Source organism: Paenibacillus sp. CF095, from assembly GCF_900101225.1.
Taxonomy (GTDB): Bacteria; Bacillota; Bacilli; order Paenibacillales; family Paenibacillaceae; genus Paenibacillus.
The window spans coordinates 1-24,530 of sequence record NZ_FMZN01000011.1 but is presented as its reverse complement, the minus strand read 5'-3'; the positions used below and the strand labels follow the sequence as shown (position 1 = coordinate 24,530).

The window sequence follows — 24,530 nt, the reverse complement described above, 5'->3', positions numbered from 1 at the left end:
CAAAATGTACATATTATACGCCAAACGTAGGCATAATAAGCCCGTTCGGCGTAAAAAAAGGTTGACATTTTTAGTTAGCTAAAGCCAAGTAGGGCATCTTAATACTGACATTTTACAACTATACCACGACCTGAATTTCAAGTCAATAGTCCTATTGCAAAAAAAATGATCCCCTGCTTACTTTACAAACTCGGATTCAGCTTTTAGTAGATACCTCTTCCGATTTCACCGCTTTGAAAATCCGATAGCCTTTATCCTTCGTCACTTCTTCCACTCTTCCAAACAAAGATTCCAATTTCGCTTTCGCTGATGGGGCTCCTTGTTTCTTCTGAATGACAATCCACAACGAACCGCCTACCTTCAGATGGCGATGTGCCTGTTCGAAAATAGTATGAACCGTCTCTTTCCCAGCCCGTATAGGCGGATTGGTTAGGATAACGTCAAAATCTCGCTTTTTTACTTCAGCCAGTAGATTACTTTGTAATACCGTAACATTGTTAATTCCGTTCGCTTTTGCATTTTCCCTGGAAAGTTCAACGGCTCTCTCGTTGATATCGATCATGGTGACATGCCCATCCGGTACAAGTTTGGCTGCTGTAAGACCCATTGGCCCGTATCCACAGCCCACATCGAGAACATGAGCCCCTGATGGCAACTCTATCGCATCAATCAATACTCTGCTGCCATAATCGATTCCGTTTTTGGAAAACACACCGGCGTCCGTCACGAATCGCAGACTGAATCCGCGAAGAACCGCTTCAGTTGCTCTGCGATCATGCGCTACTTGCGGTTTGTCCGAATAATAATGATTGGACATGCCCTCACTCACTTTCCATTTACAATTACAGCAACAAACCCCTTGATATAAGTCAAGGGGTTTGTTGTTTTGTTCATCTAGCTTATAAAAGCTAAATTATTTAACTTCGATTGTAGCGCCAGCTTCTTCAAGCTTAGCTTTAACCGCTTCTGCTTCTTCTTTAGCAACTTTTTCTTTCAGTGCTTTTGGAGCGTTGTCAACCAGTTCTTTTGCTTCTTTCAGGCCAAGACCTGTGATTTCGCGAACTGCTTTGATAACGTTGATTTTGGAAGCACCAGCGTTAGTCAAGATTACGTCGAACTCGGATTGCTCAGCTTCAGCAGAAGCTACTGCACCTGCAGCAGCTACTGGAGCTGCAGCAGTTACGCCGAATTCTTCTTCGATTGCTTTAACAAGATCGTTCAATTCCAGTACAGTCATGCCTTTGATTGCTTCCAAGATTTGCTCTTTACTCATGAGTGAACCTCCATATATAATATTATTTTTTTAATTCATTTGCCACTTAAGCAGCATTCAGATCAAGTTGCTTACGCGCCTTGTTCTTCTTTTTCCGCAACTGCTTTAACCGCAAGCGCGAAGTTGCGCACTGGCGCTTGAAGCACGCTGAGGAGCATGGAGAGGAGACCATCGCGGGATGGCAGTTCTGCCAATGCTTTAACTTCTTGTACTCCGATTACGCGACCTTCTACAACTGCACCTTTCAATTCCAGTGCATCGTTCTTTTTCGCGAAGTCGTTCAGAATTTTAGCTGGAGCCACAACGTCATCTACGCTGAATGCAATTGCAGTAGGACCTGTAAGAACACTATCGAGTTCTGTCAGTTCTGCTGCTGCAGCTGCACGGCGAAGCAACGAGTTTTTCAGCACTTGGAATTCGATCCCTGCTTCACGAAGTTGCTTACGCAACTCAGTTACTTGGGCAACGTTCAATCCGCGATAGTCAACAACAACAGTTGTAACGCTCTCGCGCAATTTTGCTGTTACTGCATCAACGGACTCTTGTTTTGCTTGAATCACTTTTGCGTTTGCCAATCTGTACACCTCCTGATCAAATTTATCCCATTAAGAAAAGCCTCCGTAGAATCACGAAGGCTTGATATATACTCATCATCGATTTGCATCGTTCTAAGTTCTATAATCACACCTCGGCAGGAAATTAAGCCAAATGGCACCTACTGTCTACGGCAAGCATATTCAAATGTCAACGGTCAGTCACTCGGACTCACAACTTTTATATCTTATCAAAAACAGGACAAGCCTGTCAAGAGATATTATCTAAAAGCTGCTGCGTTCACGCGTGCGCCAGGGCCCATCGTGGAAGAAAGACTAACATTCTTCAGATAAACACCTTTTGCTGCCGCTGGTTTAGCACGATTCAGAGCTTCCATGAGAGCTTTGAAGTTCTCATTAAGTTGCTCAGAAGAGAAAGAAGCTTTACCAATCGGTGCATGAATTTGACCTGCACGATCCAGACGATATTCGATTTTACCGGCTTTAATTTCTTGAACAGCCTTAGTTACATCGAAAGTTACCGTTCCGGCTTTAGGGTTAGGCATCAGACCTTTACCGCCGAGCAGTCGGCCCAATTTACCTACTTCACTCATCATATCTGGTGTCGCTACGCAGACGTCGAATTCGAACCAGCCTTGTTGGATTTTGTTGATCATGTCTGCATCACCAACATAGTCCGCGCCAGCCGCTTCCGCTTCTTTCGCTTTGTCACCTTTTGCAAATACCAATACGCGTTGTGTTTTACCTGTGCCGTGTGGCAAGACAACAACACCACGTACAGCCTGGTCTTGCTTACGAGGGTCTACGCCCAAACGAACTGCTGCTTCGATTGTTTCATCAAATTTTGCAGTAGCTGCCTTTTTCACAAGCTCTACAGCTTCTGAAGGCTCGTAAGTTGCTTCGCTGTCAATCAGCTTAGCAGCTTCCAGGTATTTTTTACCGTGTTTAGCCATGTTTTATTCCTCCTTTGTGGTGTTAGCGGATATACCTCCCACATCAACCGGTCGCGAATCGACCGGTTTTACGAAGCCATGTTTCTTATGAAAATTAGTCTTCGATGGTGATACCCATGCTGCGGGCAGTACCTTCGACCATACGCATAGCGGACTCAACGTCTGCTGCATTCAGGTCAGGCATTTTTGTTTCTGCGATTTGACGTACCGCATCACGTTTAACAGTAGCAACTTTTTTCTTGTTCGGTTCGCCGGATCCTTTTTCAACTTTAGCTGCCACTTTCAACAGAACTGCTGCTGGTGGAGTTTTAGTGATGAAAGTAAAGGAACGGTCCTCGAATACAGAAATTTCAACTGGAATAATCAATCCCGCTTGATCAGCTGTACGAGCGTTGAATTCTTTACAGAATGCCATGATGTTGACACCTGCTTGACCCAAAGCTGGACCTACTGGTGGTGCTGGGTTTGCTTTACCTGCTGGAATCTGCAGTTTTACCATTTTAATAACTTTTTTCGCCATGATTGACACCTCCTTGCAAAATAGTGGTTAACGGGTTTTCCAACCCTCCCACAAGAAACTTGAAGAGACTATATCTTCTCCACTTGCGTGTATTCCAACTCAAGCGGTGTTTCCCGTCCAAACATGTTCACGTGCACTTTCAACTTGCTTTTGTCTACCAAAATTTCTTCCACGGAGCCTACGAAATTCGCAAAAGGGCCGACTTTAATACGTACGGATTCCTTAATATCGAACTCAATTTTCGGCTTAGGTTCAACCATACCCATGTGCTTCAGAATTTGTTCCACTTCTTCAGGCAACAATGCAGTTGGTTTGGACCCAGAACCTGTCGAACCGACAAATCCTGTAACACCTGGTGTGTTGCGAACAACATACCAAGAATCATCCGTCTGTACCATTTCCACCAAGACATAACCAGGGTAAACTTTACGCATAACGGTTTTTTTCTTACCGTCCTTGTTTACCACTTCTTCTTCCATAGGAACAAGAACGCGGAATATCTTGTCTTCCATGCCCATAGACTCTACGCGTTTTTCCAAATTGGCTTTGACCTTGTTCTCATACCCTGAATAGGTATGAACGACGTACCATCTTTTTTCCATATCAAGCCACCGGAACCCTTCTTAAATAATCGCTTCGATCACAAAGGAGATGCCAATGTCAATGACCCAAAAAAACAGCGTCATAACCACAACAGTACCAAGTACGATCAATGTGTAGTTGGTCAGCTCTTTACGATTAGGCCAGCGAACTTTTTTAAGTTCAGCCCAGCTTTCTGAGAAAAAGGAAATCAGAGATTTGAAACTTCGTTTCACGCCGACACCTCCAAAAACTATCTGGTTTCGCGATGAGAAGTCTGCTCGTTACAAAACTTGCAAAATTTCTTCATCTCCATGCGGTCGGGGTGATTACGCTTGTTTTTTGTCGTAGTGTAATTTCTTTGTTTGCAGTTAGTACAAGCCAAAGTAATAATTACCCGCATGATGTACACCTCCCGAAGACTTCCACATTCAAGCAGAGTCTCTAAATTGATCCTGAAAAAAAGCCATAAATTTAGGCCTACCTAAAACACTTTATCACAAGGGTATAACCGTGTCAATGAAAGAATAGCCTTTCATTCATTGGGTATTACTTCCGTACAACATACATTCGTTTCTCATCTCTGTTTTTCTCTTCTCCTGCATGGACCGAGCGATTACTAGTATGAACATTCTTAGATTTTATAAACTTGAGACACTAAAAAAAGACTCAAACACCGAGCCTTTTCCGTCAACGACAACATGTGTTTAATTATCTCGAACTTCCAGGTACTTTTCAAGTTTGCGCTTGACGCGCTGAAGTGCATTATCAATGGACTTCACATGTCTGTCCAAATCTACTGCAATCTCTTGATAAGATCTCCCGTCCAGATACAACATCAATACTTTACGTTCCAGATCACTCAGAATCTCGGACATTTTATCTTCCAGGCCCACAAACTCTTCCTGATTGATGATAAGTTCTTCCGGATCACTGACCTGGGTTCCACAAATCACATCGAGTAACGTACGATCAGACTCTTCGTCATAAATAGGCTTGTCCAGAGATACATAAGAATTAAGCGGAATATGCTTCTGACGTGTTGCTGTCTTAATCGCCGTGATGATCTGTCTTGTGATACACAGTTCGGCAAAAGCCTTGAACGAAGCCAGCTTGTCCCCTTTGAAATCTCGAATGGATTTGTAGAGGCCAATCATTCCTTCTTGAATAATATCTTCCCGGTCTGCCCCAATCAGAAAATAAGATCTTGCCTTGGCGCGTACAAAGTTACGATATTTGTTAATTAGAAACTCTAACGCTTCGCTTTCGCCTTCACGGAAAGCTTCGACAATGTCTTCGTCACTTTGGTAATCATACTTGGATAACATGATATCTTTGAGGTCGACACTCACAGACAATCCCTCCGGCTGCAACGCAAGGTACCCCGTTACTCTACTCTATGAAATATAGGATCAGTATATATGATGGTACCTCACACCGTCAACCACGCTCTGCCTAAAAAAGAACATCAATAACATAAATGTCAAGAGTTTCAATATTCTAAATTTTGTAAAAACGCGCTGTTATTCCCGGCGCCATCGCTCAAACTCTTTTAATACATCCGGACTCAACTTGCCCCCAAGTGTGTTACGCGTGGTCTTCGCCTGATCTTCTTCCAGTCGTTTTTTTAATTCTTTTTCGTTCTGCTCAACTTCAATTAGCAATTCCCTTGCAGATACACGCAGCGCTCCTTGTCCAAAAATGACATGTTGCTCTACCATATCGCTCGTAGCCACATAGATTTGGCGTCTTCGCATGCTTAGTTCCCGAACGAGTCTCTCAATGCATTCGTCTGCCGTCTCTTTTTCCTTTGTAAAATAGATCTGCACTTTGCTCTGAGTAAAGGATTTACCGAGTCCAGGCACGAGGTAGGCGTCAAACACAACAATGACCCGACGGCCGGAGAAAGCCTGGTAGTCTGCAAGACGAAAGAGCAGCCTGTTACGCGCCTCTTCGAGCCCACTTTCCGCCAGTTTGGTTAATTCCGGCCAGTCACCAATCATGTTGTACCCGTCTACAAGAAGCACATCACGGGAATCAGCCATACCTTCTATTCCTGCGCTTGACGCGAGCGGAGCACTTCATACATGACAACACCCGCTGCCACGGAAGCATTCAGGGAATTAATCTGACCTTGCATCGGTAATTTGATCAGCACATCGCATTTCTCGCGAATAAGTCGTCCCATTCCCTTGTTCTCATTTCCGATTACCAATGCCACAGGACCAGTAAAGACTCCATTACCAAAGACACCTTCATGAGCTGTGACATCTGTCCCTACAACCCATACACCTTCCTCTTTGAGGCGATCGATGGTCTGACCAAGATTACTTACACGAGCCACTGGCACGTACTCCACGGCGCCTGCTGACGTTTTGGATACCGTCACGGTTACTGCTGCCGAACGACGTTTGGGTACAATAACGCCATGTGCACCCGTGCAATCTGCTGTCCGCAAAATTGACCCCAGGTTATGAGGATCTTCAATCTCATCCAGCAGAATCAGGAAAGGATGCTCATTCTTCGCTTTTGCTGCGGCAAGAATGTCTTCTACCTCCACATAAGCGTAAGGTGCAGCTTGTGCAACTACCCCCTGATGCTGAATGCCTGGTACCGTTTGATCCAGCTTACGCTTGTCCACGTGTTGAATGACAATACCTAGTTTTTTAGCTTCTGAGATAATAGGTTGAGTCAGATGTTTCTGTGCTGTATCGGCAATCCATATTTTATTAATGGTCCGGCCTGAACGCAGCGCCTCCGTCACGGAGTGTTTACCGGCGATCCATTCTTCTTCCATCGTTGTTCGATCCTCTCTGTAATGCGTTGTTTTGTTGAAATTTCTATTTTTTTGTCGGTGATGGCGATTGTTGTTCCGCGTGCTCAATGCCATGCCCGATCAGTTCAATCATGCGATCATGATGACCACTACTGTAGAGGTAACCAATGAGACATTCAAAAGCCGTGGCATGTCTGTACTCCAACACATCTGCATTTTTGGGTACACTACCCGACTTGGCATTCCGCCCTTGCCGGACGATATCCCGTTCTTCCTCTGTCAGTTCAGCCTCAATCGTTGTAAGTATGCGGCTCTGTGCCTTCGCTGATACCAGCCCTGTTGCACTACGGTGCAAATGATTGGGACGCATGTTGGCTTTCGACAACAGATATTGACGAACAGCTACCTCATATACCGCATCACCAATATAGGCCAGTGCAATAGGTGGAATCAACCTCGCAGGTCTGGAAGGAGGATATGGGAACCATCCTCCCTCTGTGACCTGCTCCTGTTGTTTTGGTGTATTTGGATGTCCTTCGCTCATTTGCGCCGCCATCTCATGCCCTGCGCCGTATCTTCAAGCAGAATGCCACGTGCAGACAATTCATCGCGAATTTCATCCGCTCTTGCCCAGTTTTTGGACTTGCGTGCTTCTACACGCTCTTCAATCAGACGTTCTACTTCCTCATCCAGAAGTTCTGGCTCTGCGTCAGTATAAATGCGCAGTACAGCATTCAATTCACTGAACAATTCGAGGAGCGCGCGAATGTCTGCCGCATTAACTACTTCTTGCTGCAACAGTTGGTTGGCTTCCCCTGCCCACTCAAACATCGCAGTAATTGCATCAGGAGTATTGAAATCATCCTGCATCTTCTCGTGATATTGTTGACGAATTTGGTCGAGTCTTGCCGCAAACTCTGCTGTGATATCCTGATCAACAGTTACTGCATTGAGACGATGGTTCAGGTTACCTACCGCATTCGCAATCCGGTCCACACTGTTCTGTGCCTGCTCCATCGTATCATCCGTGAAGTTCAATGGGTTGCGATAGTGGGTAGACAACATGAAATAACGAATCGCTTCGCGTTTATATTGATTCCGCAAGTCTTTAACAAGAACACCATTACCGAGTGATTTTGACATCTTCTCGTTATCAATCCGGATGAATCCATTATGCATCCAGTAGTTCGCAAGTGGTTTACCTGTTAATACCTCGGATTGGGCGCATTCGCACTCATGGTGCGGGAACTGCAAATCCTGTCCACCCCCGTGAATGTCCAGTGTATCCCCAAGGTACTCCCGAGCCATGGCGGAGCATTCAATATGCCAGCCTGGTCGACCATCGCCCCAAGGACTGGACCAATAGATCTCACCTGGTTTGGCAGCCTTCCAGAGCACAAAATCTTCGGGATGCTCTTTGCGCTCGTCTACACCCACACGGATTCCGAACTGCAGCTCCTGCAGGTTCTGTTTCGAAAGTTTGCCATATTCGCTGAATTTGCCTGTACGATAATAGACGTCACCGCCATTTTCATACGCAAATCCTTTTTCAACGAGCTCACGGATAAAATCAATGATCAGCGGCATGTTTTCCGTTACTCTCGGATTACTGCTCGCCTTGGGAATACCCAATCCCTCAAGGTCTTCATAATAGGCAGCAATAAATTTCTCAGCCACGTGAGGAACGTCTGTTCCAAGTTGTTCTGCTTTGCGAATCAGCTTATCGTCCACATCCGTGAAGTTCACCACATAGTTCACATCATGTCCTGTCTGTTCCAGGTATCCACGAACCGTGTCGAAAAAGATAACCGGGCGTGCATTCCCGATATGAATGTAGTCATATACCGTTGGTCCGCAGACATACATTTTTACTTTCCCTGGCTCTTGGGGAACAAATTCCTCTTTGGTACGACTCATCGTATTATAAATCTGAAGCGTCATGGTCACTTATCCTTTCATACTATACTGCCTTTATTTATTGTATCACGTATCACGCACAGTCTCATTTTCACGGGCATTCTGCAGTGTACGTACTTCTTCCTGCAATCGTTCGAGTTCTTTTTGCATACTGCGCAAGGAGTCAACGACCGGATCGGGCAATTGCTGACTGAGGCGATCTACCCGTCGGCCATCCTGTTTTACAATTCTGCCCGGTATACCTACCACGGTACTATTGGAAGGGACCTCCTTAAGCACAACGGAGTTCGCACCAATGTTGCATTGATCCCCCACGCTAAATGAACCCAGCACCTTTGCTCCGGATGAGATAACCACATTATTACCAATGGTCGGATGTCTCTTTCCTTTTTCTTTCCCTGTTCCGCCAAGAGTAACCCCCTGGTAGATAACAACATCGTCGCCAATCTCACATGTTTCTCCAATAACGACGCCCATTCCATGGTCAATAAACAACCGATTTCCGATCGTAGCTCCAGGATGTATCTCGATTCCTGTCATAAATCGACTAACCTGCGAAATGAACCTGGCAACCGAGAACCATCTTCGCTTGTATAAAAAATGAGCGATCCGGTGTGCCCATATCGCATGCAGCCCTGAGTAGGTAAATACCACCTCAAACCAACCTCGGGCCGCCGGATCGTTTTCAAACACCACCTGGATATCTGATCTGATCTTCTTGAACATGCTCGTTCCCCTCTTGTTCAGGTTCCCGTCCTCCGGCTTACCGGACGGCGCGTTCCTTGGTAGTGTACTGCACACTCGCCTAAACAAAAAAACGCCCCTGCAGCATTTAGCTGCAGAGGCGTTTATCGCGGTCCCACTCTGCTCGGTTCATTCTTAAATAGAATAAGCCCTCAAGCGGTTTGGTAACGGAAACCAATCGTCACAACCTATCCTAACGTTTTCCTATGTCATGATCGACAAAGGCGGGGCTGGATTCGGCTGTGCAGCTCACGGGCGCATTTCGACTGATGGACAGTGGATGGTTCACAGCCACCGCAACCAAAGAAATCTTTCTTTGCTGCGGGACCATCCTCTCTGAATCTGTCCGGGTCAGTCTACTCCTCCCGATCTTTGCTGTTCTATTAGATAAATCATATCAATTATTCGTTGTGTTGTTATTATAGCGAAAAGGCTTCAGACTGACAACAGCCTCCTACGTAATCCATACATCATAGGACTGTGTTCAGATTCCAAATAAACGGAATGTCCTCGACTAAGATTATTTTACTTGCGCAAGCAAACGTTCGATCACCGTATCACGACCCAGAAGCACGATCGTTTGGTTCAAATCCCGTCCATGCGTCTGTCCAGTCAAGGCTACACGAATTGGCATAAAGAGCTGTTTGCCTTTAAAGCCGGTTTCTTTCTGTACTTCCTTGATCAATGCAGCCATTTTGCTTGGAGTAAACTCTTCGCTCGCCTGTACTTTATCCGCAAATGCCTTCAGTACGGTTGGCACCTGCTCCTCCGCAAGCACTGCTTCTCCTTCACTTTCAAGCTCTAGATTGGAACGGAAGAATACTTCCGACAATTCGACAATATCGGAGGCAGAATTCATTTGCTCCTGGTACAGGTGTACCAGAGTATAAGCCCATTCTTTTTGTTCAGCAGACAGCTCAGAAGAAATACGTCCAGCCTTTTGCAGATGCGGAATGGCCATTTCGGCAATACGTTCCGGATCAGCGTGTTTGATATAGTGGTTGTTCAAGTGAGCCAGCTTGTGGGTATCAAATACCGCCGGGCTCTTGGACAGACGTTTCGTATCAAAAATGGAGATCAGCTGCTCTTGCGAGAAGATTTCTTCCTCCCCTTCCGGCGACCAGCCAAGCAGGGAAATGAAGTTAAACATCGCTTCAGGCAAATAGCCGAGCTGATCATACTGCTCAATAAACTGAATGACGGATTCATCCCGTTTACTCAGCTTCTTGTGATTTTCATTCACGATCAGCGTCATATGACCGAATTGCGGTGGCTCCCAGCCAAGCGCTTCATAGATCATCAGTTGACGCGGCGTGTTTGAGATGTGATCTTCCCCACGCAGGACGTGGGAGATCTTCATCAAGTGATCATCCACAGCAACGGCATAGTTGTATGTGGGAATGCCGTCTTTTTTCACAATGACGAAGTCACCGGATTCCTTGCTGTTGAACGAGATTGTACCTTTAACCATGTCATCAAACGTATATGTGCGCTCTTCCGGCACACGGAAACGAATACTCGCTACGCGGCCTTCCGCTTCAAACGCACTAATTTGCTCTGGAGTCAGGTCACGGTGTTTGCCAGAATAACGCGGTGTTTCTCCACGTGCTGACTGTTCCTCGCGCTCTTGCTCCAATTCTTCTTCCGTGCAGAAGCAACGGTAAGCCAGACCTTTATCCAGCAATTCCTGCGTATATTTACGATAGAGGTCCAGACGTTCCGTTTGACGGTATGGTCCGTATTCTCCGCCCACGTCAATACTTTCGTCCCACTCAATTCCGAGCCATTTCAGGTATTTCAGTTGGCTTTCTTCACCACCGGCAATATTCCGTTTCACGTCTGTATCTTCAATACGAATAATGAATTTACCGTTATTATGTTTGGCATATAAATAGTTAAACAACGCCGTACGGGCATTCCCGATATGCAGGTGTCCCGTTGGGCTCGGCGCGTAACGCACACGAATTTCGGTGCTCATATGATCCCCTCCGTCACTAATTGATTGATGATATCACACACGTACAAGGCAAACAACGGATTGAGCGGCAATGCCCTCTCCCCGTCCCGGGAATCCCAGTTGCTCTGTCGTTGTTGCTTTCACGTTCACCTGTGTTACATCCGCTTCTAGCGCCTTGGCAATAACCTCAGCCATCTGTGGAATGTAAGGAGCCATCTTCGGCTTTTGGGCAATAATCGTTGAGTCGATATTCCCTAGCTTATACCCGCGATCCTTCACAAGCTGCCATACATGCTCCAGCAATTTCAGGCTGTCGGCATCTTTGAATTCCGGATCGGTATCCGGGAAGTGCTTTCCAATATCTCCAAGTGCCAGCGCACCCAAAATGGCATCACTAATCGCGTGTAACAGCACGTCTGCGTCCGAGTGACCCAGCAGTCCTTTTTCATAAGGAATCGTTACTCCGCCAATAATACACGGGCGTCCCTCTACCAGCTGATGTACATCAAATCCCTGTCCTACACGTATCATCGCTTCTTCTCTCCCCCCAGCAAAAACGCAGCGTATTGCAAATCTTCCGGCGTTGTTAATTTGATATTAGTATAATTGCCTTCCACAACCTTGACCGACATTCCCTGACGTTCAGCCAGCATGGCGTCATCTGTCCCCAGAAATCCGTCCTGCTCGGCTGATTCGTAGGCGGAGAGCAGGGAGGAAAGACGAAAAGCCTGCGGGGTTTGAATGCTCCACAGACTGCTGCGGTCTGGCGTCGCCGTAACGACTCCTTCCGCATTCACTTGTTTGATCGTATCCTTCACGGGAACCGCCAGTACAGCTGCTCCACCACCGGATATGGCGGCCGCCATGCATCCCTTGATCTGCTCATGGTTCACAAAAGGACGTACCCCGTCGTGAACGAGAACCCAATCAGTCCCAAGTGCCTCAAGGCCTTTATGGACAGAATGTTGTCTCTCTTTCCCTCCGGGGATAACACGGACACGTGAATCCAGTTGGTATTCTTTTACCCAATCCTGGCAGCGTTCAACATCTGCGGCTCCTGTGACCAGCACCATCTCGCGGATCTCGTCCAGCGCAGCAAATACCTCAAGCGTATGTATGAAAACGGGCTTGTCCTGCAGCAACAGAAACTGTTTGCTCTCGGTCGTCCCCATCCGGGTTCCGCGACCTGCTGCCACAATGACAACGCCCCACCCTTTATCCATGCCGCAATCCCTGCCTTGTCTGTCAGTTTATCGTCCAAAGATATACAATATCATTCAACGATACACTACCCATCATACCGCTTTATTGGGCTTTTTCCAACAGTTTCGGCTTGGCAAAAATCATTCGCCCCGCTGAAGTCTGCAGCACACTGGTCACCAGCACTTCCATCATCATGCCGATATACTCGCGTCCGCCCTCCACAACGATCATTGTGCCATCATCCAGATAGGCTACACCTTGACCATGCTCCTTACCATCCTTGATGATCTGCACCATGATCTCCTCACCTGGCAGAACAACTGGCTTAACCGCATTGGCGAGATCATTAATGTTCAACACAGATACACCCTGAAGTTCGCACACTTTGTTCAGGTTAAAGTCATTGGTGACCACTTTACCCTGGAGCACTTTAGCCAGTTTAACCAGTTTGCTGTCCACCTCGGAGATTTCCTCGAAATCCCCCTCGTAGATCAGGACTTTTACATCGAGTTCCTTCTGGATTTTGTTCAAAATGTCCAGTCCACGCCGTCCTCTGTTCCGCTTGAGCAGATCCGATGAATCGGCAATATGCTGTAACTCCTCAAGAACAAATTCCGGAATTACGATCGTGCCTTCAATAAATCCGGTTTTGCATATATCAGCTATACGCCCATCGATAATAACACTGGTATCCAGAATTTTATGTTCTTCCATCCGTCTATCCTCGTCCACCTCAGGATGACCCCATCGTCCAGACATCCAGAAGGCCCCCAGATCGTCTTTCTTCGCCATGGCAAGGGCATAACCGGAATAAGCACTAATCACCGTCAGCGCCACTTGCAGCACTTCTCCTGCCGTCCCCATCCATCTCACAACAGGGTAGAGCAACAAAGCCACCAGCAACCCAGCAACGGTACCTGCGGCACCTGCAGCCAATTCGTTCATAGGTACTTTCGCCAATGAATTGATCCCACTATGCAGCCTGTCTGCCATCAATGTTCCACCAATATTACATACAGCCATAAACATTACAGCTCCCAGCAGCGTTGATATACCAGCTCCCAGTAATCCTGCTGACTGAATCCACTCAGCCATCCATGGGACCGATTTTCCTGCCAGATGATATGCCGTGTAGCCGAACCATGCACCGCACAATCCTGTAAAAGTTAAAATGCCTTTTTTCCACATTAGTCCCTGCACCTCCTTCAATGTATCTTGATCTTTATATCCAGTATGATCCAATTCCTGAATTGCTAATCCCATCTGGAAGAACTTTTTGGAAATGTTGCAATCGTCAGTTGAAAGTAGGTAAATTATTGGCATATAATGAATTCAATTCATATCCCGAGGTGAGTGGCAAAATGAGTACGCTAAGTTTACAGGCTTTCCAGGATCAAGTTTCTGAACTGTTGCTGCGTCATCGCAGCCTGATTGATGTACTGTCCAAAACGGGACAAGCCGGAGCGTCTGTTAACCGTGCCGTGTCCAAAGCCATTACCGAATGCGGCTGCATCGAGCTGCACGCCACCAAGCAGAAATATGCCCCGGAGAGCGATATCGCTCAAACCAAGGGCCTGCTGGAAACGCATGTGGAAGGTGAGTTGTGTGAGAACTGCAGAGAGGTCATCAGCTCTGAGCTAGGGCGGAACCTGTTCTACATGTCGGCTCTCTGTAATCTACTGGACATTAACATGGAAGAGGTCGTAAATCACGAATCACAGAAGTGTTCAACGTTAGGGATGTTTAATCTGTCGTAAGAAGATATGCATGTCGTCCGCAAGGGTTTCTTTTACCGTAAATAGATCTGAATAAACAAAAAGCACGCATTCTCCAGTTCAGGAGAGTACGTGCTTTCTTTGTATAGTGTCTGTCCCCAAGGCGACTTAACGATCGGAAGGACGGGAAGATTTCTCATCCTTGCGCTTTTTCGCCCGACTACGCGAGGCCGCTGTTCGCACATTATGCTTCATTCCATACAGGGCGTATAACACCAGCGGAATAAAGATCAATTTGGATAACTGCTCCGGAAAAATAACGGCTACGGCTATGGCAAATAACACAACCCACGGTGCAATCCAGATTGCCTTGCGTGGCAAACCGACCTTTTTGAAATTGGGATATTTAAGCGAACTCACCATCAGATACGATAACAGCAATGTAGCAATCATCATGCTAACCGGGCCAATATCCTTATTGAACAAGGACAGTGTAGCCAGCACCCCACCGGCTGCGGGAATCGGCAGACCTGTGAAGTAACCGGGGATTCCCGGACGAACATTAAACCGAGCAAGACGAATGGCTCCACAGATCGGAAAAGCCGCTGTTGCGATCCAGGCGAGGATCGGCATCGAATCTTGAAACGACACCATAAATATGATCAAGGCTGGTGCTGCACCAAAGGAAACCATGTCAGACAAGGAATCCAGTTCCTTGCCGAATTCGCTTTGGGCATTAAGCGCACGTGCCACTCGGCCATCCAGACCATCCAGCAGCATCGCTACAATGACCATAATGGCAGCCAAACTGTAATTTCCATCAATCGCAAGCAAAATCGCCATCATTCCAAGAAACAGATTACCCAGGGTAAAGAGATTCGGAATGAATCTGGTTAGCATCGTTGTTTCACCTCATCCATTTCAAGCCTTTATATAGGCAAACCCTTACATCTGTCTGTCGATAAACATCTGCTCCTGCAAACGTTTGAGGCCTTCCTTAATGGTCCGGGCACGAACTTCACCAATACCATCCACTTCGTCCAGTTCTTCAATTGTAGCCATAATAACATGAGGCAATTGTTCGAATTGATCCACCAGGTTATGGATAATGACATTGGGCAGGCGGGGGATCTTATTTAATACCCGGAATCCACGAGGTGCAACCGAATCCTCAGAAGTAGCGGCTGATGAAGGATAGCCGAGAAGACGGACAATATGATGTGCATCCAGCAACTCATCGTCCGACAATCTTTTCAGTCCCACGATAATTTCACGGATTTTGTCATCACTGTCGTCACGGGCATAGTCTTTGTAGAGCAACCAGGCTTCTTCTTCCGTTGTACCCACAAGCTCTTCCATTTGCATGGAAATGAGTCGTCCCTCATTCCCGAGTTCATGAATGTATCGTTTGATTTCCGTTTTGATCCGCATCACCATTTCGGTACGCTGAATTACATTGACCACTTCAGGAATCGTCACCAGTTCCTCAAATTCAGAGGCACTCAGATTTGTAAGGGACTGTGTTAATACCGCTTTGTATTTCTCCAGGGTTTGAATCGCTTGATTTGCTTTGGTCAAAATAACCCCGATTTCCTTGAGGGAATAACGAAGTGTTCCCTGATACAAGGTAATGATATTCCGGCGCTGTGATATGGATACGACTAATTTACCCGTTTGCTTTGCTACACGCTCTGCCGTCCGGTGACGAATCCCCGTCTCTGATGAAGAGATCGAAGAGTCCGGGATTAACTGGGTATTGGCGTAAAGAATACGCTTCAAATCCTCGCTAAGAATAATGGCTCCATCCATCTTGGCAAGTTCGTACAGGTAGTTCGGGGAGAAATCACAGTTAATTGAGAATCCCCCATCCACCACTTCCATTACTTCAGGGCTGTATCCTACAACAAGCAGTGCGCCCGTCTTGGCGCGCAGCACATTTTCCAGACCTTCGCGGAAAGGTGTACCTGGTGCGATCAGCCTTAACAATTCATTCATATTATCCAGTTGGCTCGAATCTTTCATCTTGTTATGCCCCCTAATCTAAAGCAACCGCTAGTGCATCTGCCACGGTATTCACACCGATCAGTTGTATCCCGCGAGGATGTTTCCAGCCCTTTAAGCTTTTTTCCGGTAAAATGACTCGTTTGAAGCCCAGCTTCGCGGCTTCCTTCACTCGTTGTTCGGCCCGTGATACGGCTCGAACCTCACCTGTCAGACCAATCTCGCCAAAGATGACGTCATCCGGCTTGGTCGGTACATCTCTCAAACTGGATGCAATGCTGACAGCAACCGCCAAATCTACAGCGGGCTCATCCAACCGTACTCCACCAGCCACGTTCAGATATGCATCCTGGGTCTGTAAAAACATGCCCATCCGTTTCTCCAGCACTGCAATGATCAGATTTAATCGATGCAGATCTACCCCTGTTGCCATACGGCGGGGAGAAGGGAAATGAGTAGTCGAGATCAACGCCTGTAATTCCACGAGCAGAGGGCGTGTACCCTCCATACTGGCAACTACCGTTGAACCTGCTACACCCAGTGGACGTTCTGACAAAAAGAGTTCGGACGGATTGCCCACCTCACGAAGTCCATCCTCGCCCATTTCAAAAATGCCAATCTCATTGGTTGAACCAAAACGGTTCTTCACCGCACGCAGCAGGCGATACGTATGATGCCGTTCTCCTTCAAAATAAAGCACGCAATCCACCATATGTTCTAACATACGTGGACCGGCAATGGCACCTTCTTTGGTAACATGCCCCACAAGAACCGTTGCAATGCCTCTGCCTTTGGCAATGCGCATGAACCTTGACGTACATTCCCTTACCTGTGCTACACTACCCGGCGCACTGGTAACTTCGGGAAGATATACCGTCTGAATGGAGTCGATGACAAGAAAATGCGGCTGGATCTGATCCACCGCTTCCTCTACACGTTCCATATTGGTTTCACACAGCACATACAACTCGGCAGAGAGTGCCCCGAGACGGTCTGCCCGCAATTTGGTTTGCTTGACTGATTCCTCACCGGAAACATATAACACACGCAAACCCGAGTGCGTCAAAGCATGAGACGTCTGCAACATCAACGTTGATTTACCGATACCCGGATCTCCGCCCACCAGAACGAGTGAACCTGGAACGATTCCGCCACCCAATACCCGGTTCAACTCTCCGATTCCAGTCTGTACACGCGGTTCCTGACCGCTATCTATATCTATGATAGGAAGCGGTTTATCTTTACTGTCAAACAGAGGAGAATTTCTCCCTTGTGTTTTGACCACCGTCTCTGTTTCTTCCACCATTGAATTCCATGACTGACAACCCGGACACTTACCGTACCACTTGGGGGCTTCATAGCCGCATTCCGTACATTGAAACTTGGTTTTAACTTTGGCCACTTCAGCACTCCTATAATTTAGTTTTATAACAGCATTTTGCATTATTCGACGAATTTCACCCAAACTCCCTGACGTGCAGGGTTACTAAAAGTTTACCATTGTTTGAGATTTTTCGTAAAGGATTATCGCAAACTTTACACATGTTCCTGACATAATCATGTCCGTCTTCTGTCCAAAGTGCAAAAAATCCTCCCCGGCCGAAGCCGAGAAGGATTAAGGATTAATACAAGCTTAAGTTTAACTCCAGTGCTTGATGTATATTATTTGGTTTCGATTTCCTCATTCGAAGGAACAACCACGTCTTTTTTCGTAACAGACAGTGCACCGTTCTCTTCGTCGATGAGCAATGAATCCCCTTTGGTTACGTTACCTGTGAGCAACTCTTCAGACAATTTGTCCTCGATATGCTTCTGAATTGCCCGACGAAGCGGACGTGCACCGTAAGCTGGATCAAAGCCGGCTTTAGCAAGGAAGTCCTTCGCATTGTCGGTGAGTTCGAAGTCAACTTCGTATTCACGCAGCCGTTTGCGAAGTTCCTCACTCATGAGGGTAACAATCTCTGCAATGTGTTTCTGTTCCAGAGAGTGGAATACGATAATTTCATCAATCCGGTTAAGGAACTCTGGACGGAAGCTTTTCTTCAGCTCATCCATAACTTTACCCTTCATGTTATCGTAATCCGCACCTGCATCCACAACCGCTGTGAAGCCAAGTGTAGAGTTACGTTTGATCGCTTCGGCACCCACGTTGGATGTCAGGATAATCAGCGTATTCCGGAAGTCAACAACGCGACCTTTGGAATCTGTCAGACGACCATCTTCAAGCACTTGCAGCAAGATATTAAATACTTCTGGGTGTGCTTTCTCGATCTCATCAAGCAGGACTACGGAGTATGGTTTGCGACGAACTTTCTCTGTCAGCTGACCACCTTCTTCGTATCCAACATATCCTGGAGGCGCTCCGACGAGTCGGGAAGTTGAATGTTTCTCGCCATACTCAGACATATCAATCCGGATTACTGCATTTTCATCACCGAACATTGCTTCAGCCAGAGCACGAGCAAGTTCTGTTTTACCTACCCCAGTAGGACCGAGGAAGATGAATGAACCCATCGGACGTTTTGGATCTTTCAATCCCGCACGAGCACGACGAACCGCACGGCTGACCGATTTCACAGCCTCATCCTGGCCAATGACACGTTCATGAAGAATCGATTCCAGATTCATCAGGCGTTGTGTCTCTTCTTCTTTCAGCTTGTTCACCGGAATTCCTGTCCAGTTGGCTACCACTTGTGCAATATCCTCAGGTGTTACTTCAGAATCCGTGCGACCTTGTTTTTCTTTCCACTGATTCTTCGTTACATCCAGCTCTTCACGGATTTTTTGTTCCGTATCACGAAGCGCTGCGGCTTTTTCGAACTCCTGGCTTTGAACTGCAGCGTCTTTTTCTTTACGGATATCTTCCAGACGGCTTTCCAGTTGTTTCAGGTTTGGTGGGATCGTGTAAGAATTCAATCTTACTTTGGAACCCGCCTCATCAATCAGGTCAATCGCTTTGTCTGGCAGGAAACGGTCTGTGATGTAACGGTCAGACAGTTTAACCGCCTGTACAATTGCTTCGTCCGTAATTTTCACGCGGTGATGCGCCTCATAACGGTCACGCAAGCCATGCAAAATTTGAATCGCTTCTTCCGGAGAAGGCTGATCTACAGTAATCGGTTGGAAACGACGCTCAAGCGCTGCATCCTTCTCGATGTATTTACGATATTCATCCAGTGTTGTCGCACCGATACATTGCAGTTCTCCACGGGCCAGAGCCGGTTTCAAAATGTTAGAAGCATCGATGGCACCTTCAGCTCCGCCTGCACCAATCAAAGTATGCAATTCGTCGATAAACAGGACAATGTTACCTGCTTGGCGAATCTCATCCATAATTTTTTTCAGACGATCTTCAAACTCACCACGATATTTGGTTCCAGCGACTACTGAACCCATATCCAGGGTCATTACACGTTTGTCGCGCAATGTTTCCGGAATCTCATTTGCAATGATTTTTTGTGCAAGGCCTTCAGCAATCGCTGTTTTACCTACACCTGGCTCACCGATCAATACCGGGTTGTTCTTGGTACGACGGCTGAGCACTTGGATGACACGCTCAATTTCTTTGCTACGCCCAATGACTGGGTCAAGGTTATTCTCTCTGGCGTAAGCCGTGAGGTCACGTGCCAGACTGTCCAGTGTTGGTGTGCTGACATTGGCAGGTGTTCCATTATGACTGGATACAGCTTCACTGCTGCCAAGCAACTGTAACACTTGTTGACGTGCTTTGTTCAGGCTGATACCCAGGTTATTGAGCACACGTGCTGCAACACCCTCGCCTTCACGAATCAATCCGAGCAGGATATGCTCTGTGCCTACATAGGTATGGCCCAATTTACGAGCTTCATCCATAGACAGTTCAATTACTTTTTTCGCACGTGGCGTATATGCAATGTTGGTAGGTTGCTCTTGGCCACGGCCAATCAGCGTTTCTACTTCATCCTGAATTTTTTCCAATCCGAGTCCCAGGCCGATCAGTGCTTTGGCAGCGATGCCTTCGCCTTCACGAATGAGGCCGAGCAAAATATGCTCAGTACCGATGTTATTATGACCGAGACGGACAGCTTCTTCCTGCGCGAGTGCGAGCACCTTTTGGGCCCGTTCCGTAAATCTTCCAAACATCATATCTCCTGCACCTCCATGGTTTTGGATAAAACGAGGGTCATGTAATAAAATAACCGTCGTATTCTTCATATCATTTTTGTTTGCAGCCGTGCTGCGAATAAAGTCATTTGGCATTCGTACATGCCTTATTATATAAAAGCCGCAATGCGGCATGAAACCATAATTCAATACAATATCAGGCTAAGCTAGGACTGCTTCGCTGCATTGATCGTATCACGAATCAACTGAGCACGATAGATGTCACGCTCATCTGTGCGCATATCTTCCCCGAATGTTTTCTGCAAAAATCCCGGCTGTGTCATCACATTCAACTCATTCATTACCGTGATGGACAATCCATCCAGTAAGCCGAGATCCACGCCAAGGCGTACATCCGATAATCGCTGTGCAGCTTCCTTGGAATCAACAATAGCTGCATGAGACAATATGCCGTAAGAACGCATGACACGATCCGTAATCCGAAGTCTGGAGTCGGTAATTAACCGTTCTCTGGCTGTACGCTCATGACCTATCATCTGTAATACAACACCATGCAGGTTCTCGATGACTTCCTGTTCGGTCTGTCCCAATGTAATCTGGTTCGAGATCTGGAACAGGTTACCCATCGCCTCACTGCCTTCACCATATATCCCCCTTACAGTTAATCCCACTTGGGAAACTGCGGTTAGAATACGGCCTATCTGTTGCGTCATCACTAGGGCAGGCAAGTGCATCATAACCGATGCTCTAACACCTGTACCTACATTGGTAGGACAGCTGGTTAAGTATCCTCTGCGATCATCAAAAGCATAGTCCACGTGCGCTTCAAAAGCATCATCTATTGCGGAAGCTTTCTCCCAGGCTTCTTTCACCTGGAACCCCGGATAGAGGCACTGGATACGAAGATGATCCTCTTCATTAATCATAATACTGACCGACTCATCCTCACTGAGAATAACCGCACCATTCCTGGATTCATTCGCAAGACTTGGACTGATGAGATGTTTCTCCACCAGCACCCGTTTGTCGAGTTCGTCAATATCGATCAGATCCAACGTATGAAAATCCCCAAAGACATGAACGTCATCGTATTGAAGTACTTCGCTCAGCTTATTCAGCACCTCTTCCGATTGCTCATTGGAAGCCAGCATCGGAAACGGAACATGCTGAAGGTTGCGTGCAATCCGGACACGGCTGCTAATGACAATTTCGGAATCAGCCGCATCACTGCGCATCCAGTCGCTGAGCGCCTTCTCTGTAAAGCGCAGATTAGGCATTACGCATCCCTCCTACTCATGACAAACTTTACTCCTGAGCTATTCCTTTTTCAAGTCCTCTGATCTGGTCACGGATCTGAGCCGCCTCTTCAAATTCCTCTTGCGCGATGCTCTCCTGGAGCTCACGCTTCAGATCAGCGATTTGCCGTTTCACCTTGATGCGACCACCAGCTCGTGCAGGCACTTTGCCTACATGGGACGTACTACCATGAACCCGCTTGAACAAAGGGTCCAAACGGCTGTCAAAATATTTATAACATGAACTGCAGCCAAATCGGCCTATCTTGCTGAATTGTGAGTACGTCATACCACACTCTTCACACTGAAGTGCTTTTGCAGGTGGTGTTCCTGCCGATCCACTTTTGCTGGCTGGATCAAAATCAAGCAATCCGGACAACAAGTTGTGAATGGAAAACCCGCCTGCTGTTCCAGGGATCATTTCCCCTTTTTCACGGGCACATGACTCACAAATATGGAATTCCGTCTTCTCTCCATTTACGATTTTCGTAAAATGAAGTGTCGCCGGACGTTTATTGCATTCTTGGCACAGCATATTGATGTACCTCCTTTGACCCCGATAGTTTTCATTTACCGAGCAAAGATATTAACATCGCCTTCAACATTCTGGCACGAATTTGATCCCGGTAAGGAAGTTTGACTAATATAACCTCTCTAGATACAGCAGCTCGCATCAACCCGGCTTCCCGCTTGCTCAAGAAGCGTGCTTCTTCCAATTGATAGATCAGACCTTCGGCAGCTGTCTGCCCGATCTCTTCACCAATACTATGGTGCAAATGATTATGCAGAGCTGATTGGGCCGGTAATTCAATGCGCTGTATGCGAACATAACCACCACCGCCGCGTTTACTCTCTACCAGGTATCCCTTCTCGAGTGTAAAACGTGTGCTGATGACATAATTGATCTGGGAAGGTACACATGAGAATTGATCTGCCAGATCATTACGCTGAATTTCAACCATTCCTTCGGGACTTTCATGCAAAATACTCTTCAGATATCGTTCGATAATATCAGAGATATTACGCATCCAATCATCCTCCACTGTCTGAAACGTTAAGTCAATAAGGACCCACACGCCCCCACAGAGTACACCTTCTCTACCCATTTAACCAATCAGGAAAACAGCGAATCTTGCTTCCACAGGTATCAACAGGAGAGCGAAGGAAGCACGAAGGTCCTTTAATATTCCCTTGATCCTCCGATGAGATGAATCCCGTATATTGGCGATCATGCATCAGATTGTTGAAAGAAAGCTACTTAAGTATTAAACCTTTAGTTGACTTTGACTTTCTTTGACTTTATAACCATTATAGCATATTTTGTGGTTTTGCCAAGTGGGGTCACTATTCATTTTTTACGATTTTACACGAAATATTCCCCAGACACAAAAAAACCTCCCCAAAATTGCTGGAGAAGTCCATTTGTCTTTCGATCACGCCATATTTCTATATAAGCTAATCAAGTTAAATGGAGCAGTGGGAATAGTCATCAGAAGAAATCGAGCAAATAGGTTTCCCGTTCAGGAATCGCTTGTTCCAAAGCCTTAATTGCTGCTTCTGGTCCGTGAATTCTTCCGATCCGTGCCATTTCCGTTGGTCTGCGATACCCCATCAGCACTGCGGTAAGGGATTGAATATCCACCTTAATGGTCTGATCATCAGTAATTGGTTCTGAAGTTTTCCATATGGACGCTGTTCCATTCATCGCTACGTTTAATTGCCATACTCCTTCATTCCACGGAGCGTGGGTATCCTCTACCTGTAGAACAATCTGCACCGGTGAGTCCTGGCTTGCAAATGGATACTGGGATATAAACTGCTCTACACTAACGATACGCGCCATAAAATAAGGTACGATTTCTTGCTGAATCCGTGGGTTATCCAATTGGAAAGCAAGCGTATCACTGGCTGGTGCCTGCAACGTAACTTCCTGAATCATGGAATCATGATTGGCAATGAAGGTCCACAGCCCTTGCCTAGCCTCTTCATTCAGATAGATGATCTCTTTAATGGTAAACTTATTTTCCTTAACCTCATATAAAAGATAACCTTGTGCTGCATCAGCTTCATCGTAATATACAGCCTTCTGGCTGGTCCCATTAACAAGAACTGAATTCTCCCACCTTGCATCATCCCGAACCAGAGTTCCGTTATAACGCTCAGCATAAGCACTGTATACTTCCTTTAATATGCTGAGACCTGGATCCCCACGCCGAATCGTTCCAGGTGTCGCCTTTTTCAGAGGCAAATGAGCTGTAGGTACTTTATAACGTTTAAATTCAACATAAGTCTCCCATCCATACTTCCGATAGAAACCAAAAGAGAATGGATGCAAGAACGATATACTTTGTTTGTTACGATTCATTTCTTCCAATGCATGCTTCAGCAGACCCGCTACCCAGCCTTTGCGTCTATACTCTGGCCAGGTGGCTACACCCGCAATACCGCCCATCTCGAACGATCTGCCATGAATATAGGTTTGAAAAGGGATTATGTGAAGTTTGGCTCCTAGCTGCCCGTCCTCATATACACCCCATATATCCTGTGACGAAAACTGACTCCGCCGCTTTTCTTTTTGTTCATCATTCATTACCACCTGAAAAGCATATTCGGAGAGTGCCATCGCTGGTTCAAAATCATCTACCGTCAATTTTTGAATTTCCATGTCGTCCTACACCCCATTCGCTAGAGTTATTATCAATCCAAATCATGGCCTGATATGTGATATATGTACCCCTTAGAGTGTGTCAGAGGATTCTTACAAAGTCAAATAAGAGATGCTTACGCATCCCCTTAAATAAACAAATAAAAACCACCACCGAATAACATCGGCAGTGGTTCTTCGCTTGGCGGCGTCCTACTCTCCCAGGACCCTGCGGTCCAAGTACCATCGGCGCTAGAGGGCTTAACGGTCGTGTTCGGGATGGGTACGTGTGGAA

27 protein-coding genes, 1 rRNA gene and 1 other annotated feature are annotated in these 24,530 nt (G+C 46.6%); of the genes, 1 reads left to right on the top strand and 27 read right to left on the bottom strand.

Annotation, left to right across the window (positions count from 1 at the left end):
- Window positions 1-196 precede the first annotated feature (196 nt).
- The 18 genes from BLS69_RS30980 to BLS69_RS30895 form a co-directional block, all read right to left on the bottom strand.
- Window positions 197-817 carry a class I SAM-dependent methyltransferase gene (locus tag BLS69_RS30980; protein ID WP_091039163.1) on the bottom strand — a complete coding sequence of 207 codons (621 nt, stop codon included), beginning with the start codon at window positions 815-817 and terminating at the stop codon, window positions 197-199.
- Between the two features lie 96 nt (window positions 818-913).
- Complete coding sequence (rplL, locus tag BLS69_RS30975) at window positions 914-1,273, bottom strand: 50S ribosomal protein L7/L12 (RefSeq protein WP_062836176.1); 360 nt, start codon at window positions 1,271-1,273, stop codon at window positions 914-916.
- Window positions 1,274-1,344: 71 nt separating this feature from the next.
- Window positions 1,345-1,848 carry a 50S ribosomal protein L10 gene (rplJ, locus tag BLS69_RS30970; protein WP_062836175.1) on the bottom strand — a complete coding sequence of 168 codons (504 nt, stop codon included), beginning with the start codon at window positions 1,846-1,848 and terminating at the stop codon, window positions 1,345-1,347.
- 23 nt (window positions 1,849-1,871) lie between these two features.
- Window positions 1,872-2,019 (bottom strand) — a sequence feature (ribosomal protein L10 leader region).
- A gap of 68 nt (window positions 2,020-2,087) precedes the next feature.
- Entirely contained in the window at window positions 2,088-2,780 is a 693-nt protein-coding gene (gene rplA / locus BLS69_RS30965; protein ID WP_017692063.1) for a 50S ribosomal protein L1, read from the bottom strand.
- Between the two features lie 94 nt (window positions 2,781-2,874).
- Window positions 2,875-3,300 (bottom strand): 50S ribosomal protein L11, encoded by a 426-nt coding sequence (gene rplK, locus BLS69_RS30960; RefSeq protein ID WP_017692062.1) that lies wholly within the window; start codon window positions 3,298-3,300, stop codon window positions 2,875-2,877.
- A gap of 68 nt (window positions 3,301-3,368) precedes the next feature.
- Window positions 3,369-3,902, bottom strand: coding sequence for a transcription termination/antitermination protein NusG (nusG, locus tag BLS69_RS30955; protein WP_024633599.1), 534 nt, complete (start codon window positions 3,900-3,902; stop codon window positions 3,369-3,371).
- A 21-nt stretch (window positions 3,903-3,923) separates the two neighbouring features.
- The gene (gene secE / locus BLS69_RS30950; RefSeq protein WP_017692060.1) at window positions 3,924-4,115 is read right to left on the bottom strand and encodes a preprotein translocase subunit SecE; all 192 of its coding nucleotides are present in this window, start codon (window positions 4,113-4,115) and stop codon (window positions 3,924-3,926) included.
- A gap of 17 nt (window positions 4,116-4,132) precedes the next feature.
- Window positions 4,133-4,282: a 50S ribosomal protein L33 gene (rpmG, locus tag BLS69_RS30945; RefSeq protein WP_072735843.1), complete on the bottom strand. Its 150-nt coding sequence runs from the start codon at window positions 4,280-4,282 to the stop codon at window positions 4,133-4,135.
- A 304-nt stretch (window positions 4,283-4,586) separates the two neighbouring features.
- Window positions 4,587-5,231, bottom strand: coding sequence for an RNA polymerase sporulation sigma factor SigH (gene sigH, locus BLS69_RS30940; protein ID WP_017692059.1), 645 nt, complete (start codon window positions 5,229-5,231; stop codon window positions 4,587-4,589).
- Between the two features lie 171 nt (window positions 5,232-5,402).
- Complete coding sequence (locus BLS69_RS30935; RefSeq protein WP_036607162.1) at window positions 5,403-5,924, bottom strand: NYN domain-containing protein; 522 nt, start codon at window positions 5,922-5,924, stop codon at window positions 5,403-5,405.
- 5 nt (window positions 5,925-5,929) lie between these two features.
- Entirely contained in the window at window positions 5,930-6,676 is a 747-nt protein-coding gene (rlmB, locus tag BLS69_RS30930; protein ID WP_017692057.1) for a 23S rRNA (guanosine(2251)-2'-O)-methyltransferase RlmB, read from the bottom strand.
- A 43-nt stretch (window positions 6,677-6,719) separates the two neighbouring features.
- Window positions 6,720-7,199 carry a Mini-ribonuclease 3 gene (locus BLS69_RS30925; RefSeq protein ID WP_076334124.1) on the bottom strand — a complete coding sequence of 160 codons (480 nt, stop codon included), beginning with the start codon at window positions 7,197-7,199 and terminating at the stop codon, window positions 6,720-6,722.
- Window positions 7,196-8,596: a cysteine--tRNA ligase gene (gene cysS / locus BLS69_RS30920; protein WP_091020524.1), complete on the bottom strand. Its 1,401-nt coding sequence runs from the start codon at window positions 8,594-8,596 to the stop codon at window positions 7,196-7,198. Before cysS ends, BLS69_RS30925 begins: the two co-directional genes overlap by 4 nt.
- 42 nt (window positions 8,597-8,638) lie before the next feature.
- Window positions 8,639-9,298, bottom strand: coding sequence for a serine O-acetyltransferase (cysE, locus tag BLS69_RS30915; RefSeq protein WP_091039161.1), 660 nt, complete (start codon window positions 9,296-9,298; stop codon window positions 8,639-8,641).
- Window positions 9,299-9,836: 538 nt separating this feature from the next.
- The gene (gene gltX, locus BLS69_RS30910) at window positions 9,837-11,294 is read right to left on the bottom strand and encodes a glutamate--tRNA ligase (RefSeq protein ID WP_076334125.1); all 1,458 of its coding nucleotides are present in this window, start codon (window positions 11,292-11,294) and stop codon (window positions 9,837-9,839) included.
- 33 nt (window positions 11,295-11,327) lie between these two features.
- On the bottom strand, window positions 11,328-11,804 hold the full coding sequence (gene ispF / locus BLS69_RS30905; RefSeq protein WP_017692052.1) for a 2-C-methyl-D-erythritol 2,4-cyclodiphosphate synthase: 477 nt from the start codon (window positions 11,802-11,804) through the stop codon (window positions 11,328-11,330).
- Window positions 11,801-12,496 carry a 2-C-methyl-D-erythritol 4-phosphate cytidylyltransferase gene (ispD, locus tag BLS69_RS30900; protein WP_091039159.1) on the bottom strand — a complete coding sequence of 232 codons (696 nt, stop codon included), beginning with the start codon at window positions 12,494-12,496 and terminating at the stop codon, window positions 11,801-11,803. The genes ispF and ispD overlap by 4 nt, the downstream gene beginning before the upstream one ends.
- Before the next feature lie 82 nt (window positions 12,497-12,578).
- Window positions 12,579-13,664 carry a PIN/TRAM domain-containing protein gene (locus BLS69_RS30895; protein WP_091039184.1) on the bottom strand — a complete coding sequence of 362 codons (1,086 nt, stop codon included), beginning with the start codon at window positions 13,662-13,664 and terminating at the stop codon, window positions 12,579-12,581.
- Window positions 13,665-13,837: 173 nt separating this feature from the next.
- Between BLS69_RS30895 and BLS69_RS30890 the strand changes: the two genes are divergently transcribed.
- Window positions 13,838-14,233, top strand: a complete 396-nt coding sequence (locus BLS69_RS30890; RefSeq protein ID WP_017692049.1) for a nucleoside triphosphate pyrophosphohydrolase family protein — start codon at window positions 13,838-13,840, stop codon at window positions 14,231-14,233.
- A gap of 126 nt (window positions 14,234-14,359) precedes the next feature.
- Here BLS69_RS30890 and pssA read toward each other — a convergent pair whose 3' ends face one another.
- From pssA to rrf, 9 genes are all read right to left on the bottom strand, one after another.
- Entirely contained in the window at window positions 14,360-15,091 is a 732-nt protein-coding gene (pssA, locus tag BLS69_RS30885) for a CDP-diacylglycerol--serine O-phosphatidyltransferase (protein WP_017692048.1), read from the bottom strand.
- 45 nt (window positions 15,092-15,136) lie between these two features.
- Window positions 15,137-16,213 (bottom strand): DNA integrity scanning diadenylate cyclase DisA, encoded by a 1,077-nt coding sequence (gene disA / locus BLS69_RS30880; RefSeq protein WP_062836168.1) that lies wholly within the window; start codon window positions 16,211-16,213, stop codon window positions 15,137-15,139.
- A 13-nt stretch (window positions 16,214-16,226) separates the two neighbouring features.
- Window positions 16,227-17,594, bottom strand: a complete 1,368-nt coding sequence (radA, locus tag BLS69_RS30875) for a DNA repair protein RadA (RefSeq protein WP_036671578.1) — start codon at window positions 17,592-17,594, stop codon at window positions 16,227-16,229.
- Between the two features lie 260 nt (window positions 17,595-17,854).
- Complete coding sequence (locus tag BLS69_RS30870) at window positions 17,855-20,317, bottom strand: ATP-dependent Clp protease ATP-binding subunit (RefSeq protein ID WP_062836200.1); 2,463 nt, start codon at window positions 20,315-20,317, stop codon at window positions 17,855-17,857.
- Between the two features lie 185 nt (window positions 20,318-20,502).
- Window positions 20,503-21,573 carry a protein-arginine kinase McsB gene (locus BLS69_RS30865; RefSeq protein WP_091039157.1) on the bottom strand — a complete coding sequence of 357 codons (1,071 nt, stop codon included), beginning with the start codon at window positions 21,571-21,573 and terminating at the stop codon, window positions 20,503-20,505.
- Window positions 21,574-21,601: 28 nt separating this feature from the next.
- On the bottom strand, window positions 21,602-22,126 hold the full coding sequence (locus BLS69_RS30860; protein WP_091039155.1) for a protein-arginine kinase activator protein McsA: 525 nt from the start codon (window positions 22,124-22,126) through the stop codon (window positions 21,602-21,604).
- Between the two features lie 31 nt (window positions 22,127-22,157).
- A complete protein-coding gene (locus tag BLS69_RS30855; RefSeq protein ID WP_036607135.1) occupies window positions 22,158-22,619 on the bottom strand; it encodes a CtsR family transcriptional regulator in 462 nt (153 codons plus the stop codon).
- 461 nt (window positions 22,620-23,080) lie between these two features.
- Complete coding sequence (gene eis / locus BLS69_RS30850) at window positions 23,081-24,256, bottom strand: GNAT family N-acetyltransferase (RefSeq protein ID WP_091039153.1); 1,176 nt, start codon at window positions 24,254-24,256, stop codon at window positions 23,081-23,083.
- Window positions 24,257-24,435: 179 nt separating this feature from the next.
- A 5S ribosomal RNA gene (gene rrf / locus BLS69_RS30845) occupies window positions 24,436-24,530 on the bottom strand; the annotation flags it as partial.

Coding starts and splice junctions, on each gene's coding strand:
- cysE (WP_091039161.1), bottom strand. CDS start 9,298: ATGTTCAAGAAGATCAGATCAGATATCCAGGTGGTGTTTGAAAACGAT.
- rlmB (WP_017692057.1), bottom strand. CDS start 6,676: ATGGAAGAAGAATGGATCGCCGGTAAACACTCCGTGACGGAGGCGCTG.
- BLS69_RS30865 (WP_091039157.1), bottom strand. CDS start 21,573: ATGCCTAATCTGCGCTTTACAGAGAAGGCGCTCAGCGACTGGATGCGC.
- gltX (WP_076334125.1), bottom strand. CDS start 11,294: ATGAGCACCGAAATTCGTGTGCGTTACGCGCCGAGCCCAACGGGACAC.
- BLS69_RS30855 (WP_036607135.1), bottom strand. CDS start 22,619: ATGCGTAATATCTCTGATATTATCGAACGATATCTGAAGAGTATTTTG.
- cysS (WP_091020524.1), bottom strand. CDS start 8,596: ATGACGCTTCAGATTTATAATACGATGAGTCGTACCAAAGAGGAATTT.
- disA (WP_062836168.1), bottom strand. CDS start 16,213: ATGAAAGATTCGAGCCAACTGGATAATATGAATGAATTGTTAAGGCTG.
- BLS69_RS30895 (WP_091039184.1), bottom strand. CDS start 13,664: ATGTGGAAAAAAGGCATTTTAACTTTTACAGGATTGTGCGGTGCATGG.
- rpmG (WP_072735843.1), bottom strand. CDS start 4,282: ATGCGGGTAATTATTACTTTGGCTTGTACTAACTGCAAACAAAGAAAT.
- rplA (WP_017692063.1), bottom strand. CDS start 2,780: ATGGCTAAACACGGTAAAAAATACCTGGAAGCTGCTAAGCTGATTGAC.
- ispF (WP_017692052.1), bottom strand. CDS start 11,804: ATGATACGTGTAGGACAGGGATTTGATGTACATCAGCTGGTAGAGGGA.
- pssA (WP_017692048.1), bottom strand. CDS start 15,091: ATGCTAACCAGATTCATTCCGAATCTCTTTACCCTGGGTAATCTGTTT.
- nusG (WP_024633599.1), bottom strand. CDS start 3,902: ATGGAAAAAAGATGGTACGTCGTTCATACCTATTCAGGGTATGAGAAC.
- BLS69_RS30870 (WP_062836200.1), bottom strand. CDS start 20,317: ATGATGTTTGGAAGATTTACGGAACGGGCCCAAAAGGTGCTCGCACTC.
- BLS69_RS30925 (WP_076334124.1), bottom strand. CDS start 7,199: ATGAGCGAAGGACATCCAAATACACCAAAACAACAGGAGCAGGTCACA.
- ispD (WP_091039159.1), bottom strand. CDS start 12,496: ATGGATAAAGGGTGGGGCGTTGTCATTGTGGCAGCAGGTCGCGGAACC.
- BLS69_RS30890 (WP_017692049.1), top strand. CDS start 13,838: ATGAGTACGCTAAGTTTACAGGCTTTCCAGGATCAAGTTTCTGAACTG.
- rplL (WP_062836176.1), bottom strand. CDS start 1,273: ATGAGTAAAGAGCAAATCTTGGAAGCAATCAAAGGCATGACTGTACTG.
- BLS69_RS30980 (WP_091039163.1), bottom strand. CDS start 817: ATGTCCAATCATTATTATTCGGACAAACCGCAAGTAGCGCATGATCGC.
- rplK (WP_017692062.1), bottom strand. CDS start 3,300: ATGGCGAAAAAAGTTATTAAAATGGTAAAACTGCAGATTCCAGCAGGT.
- BLS69_RS30860 (WP_091039155.1), bottom strand. CDS start 22,126: ATGCTGTGCCAAGAATGCAATAAACGTCCGGCGACACTTCATTTTACG.
- BLS69_RS30935 (WP_036607162.1), bottom strand. CDS start 5,924: ATGGCTGATTCCCGTGATGTGCTTCTTGTAGACGGGTACAACATGATT.
- eis (WP_091039153.1), bottom strand. CDS start 24,256: ATGGAAATTCAAAAATTGACGGTAGATGATTTTGAACCAGCGATGGCA.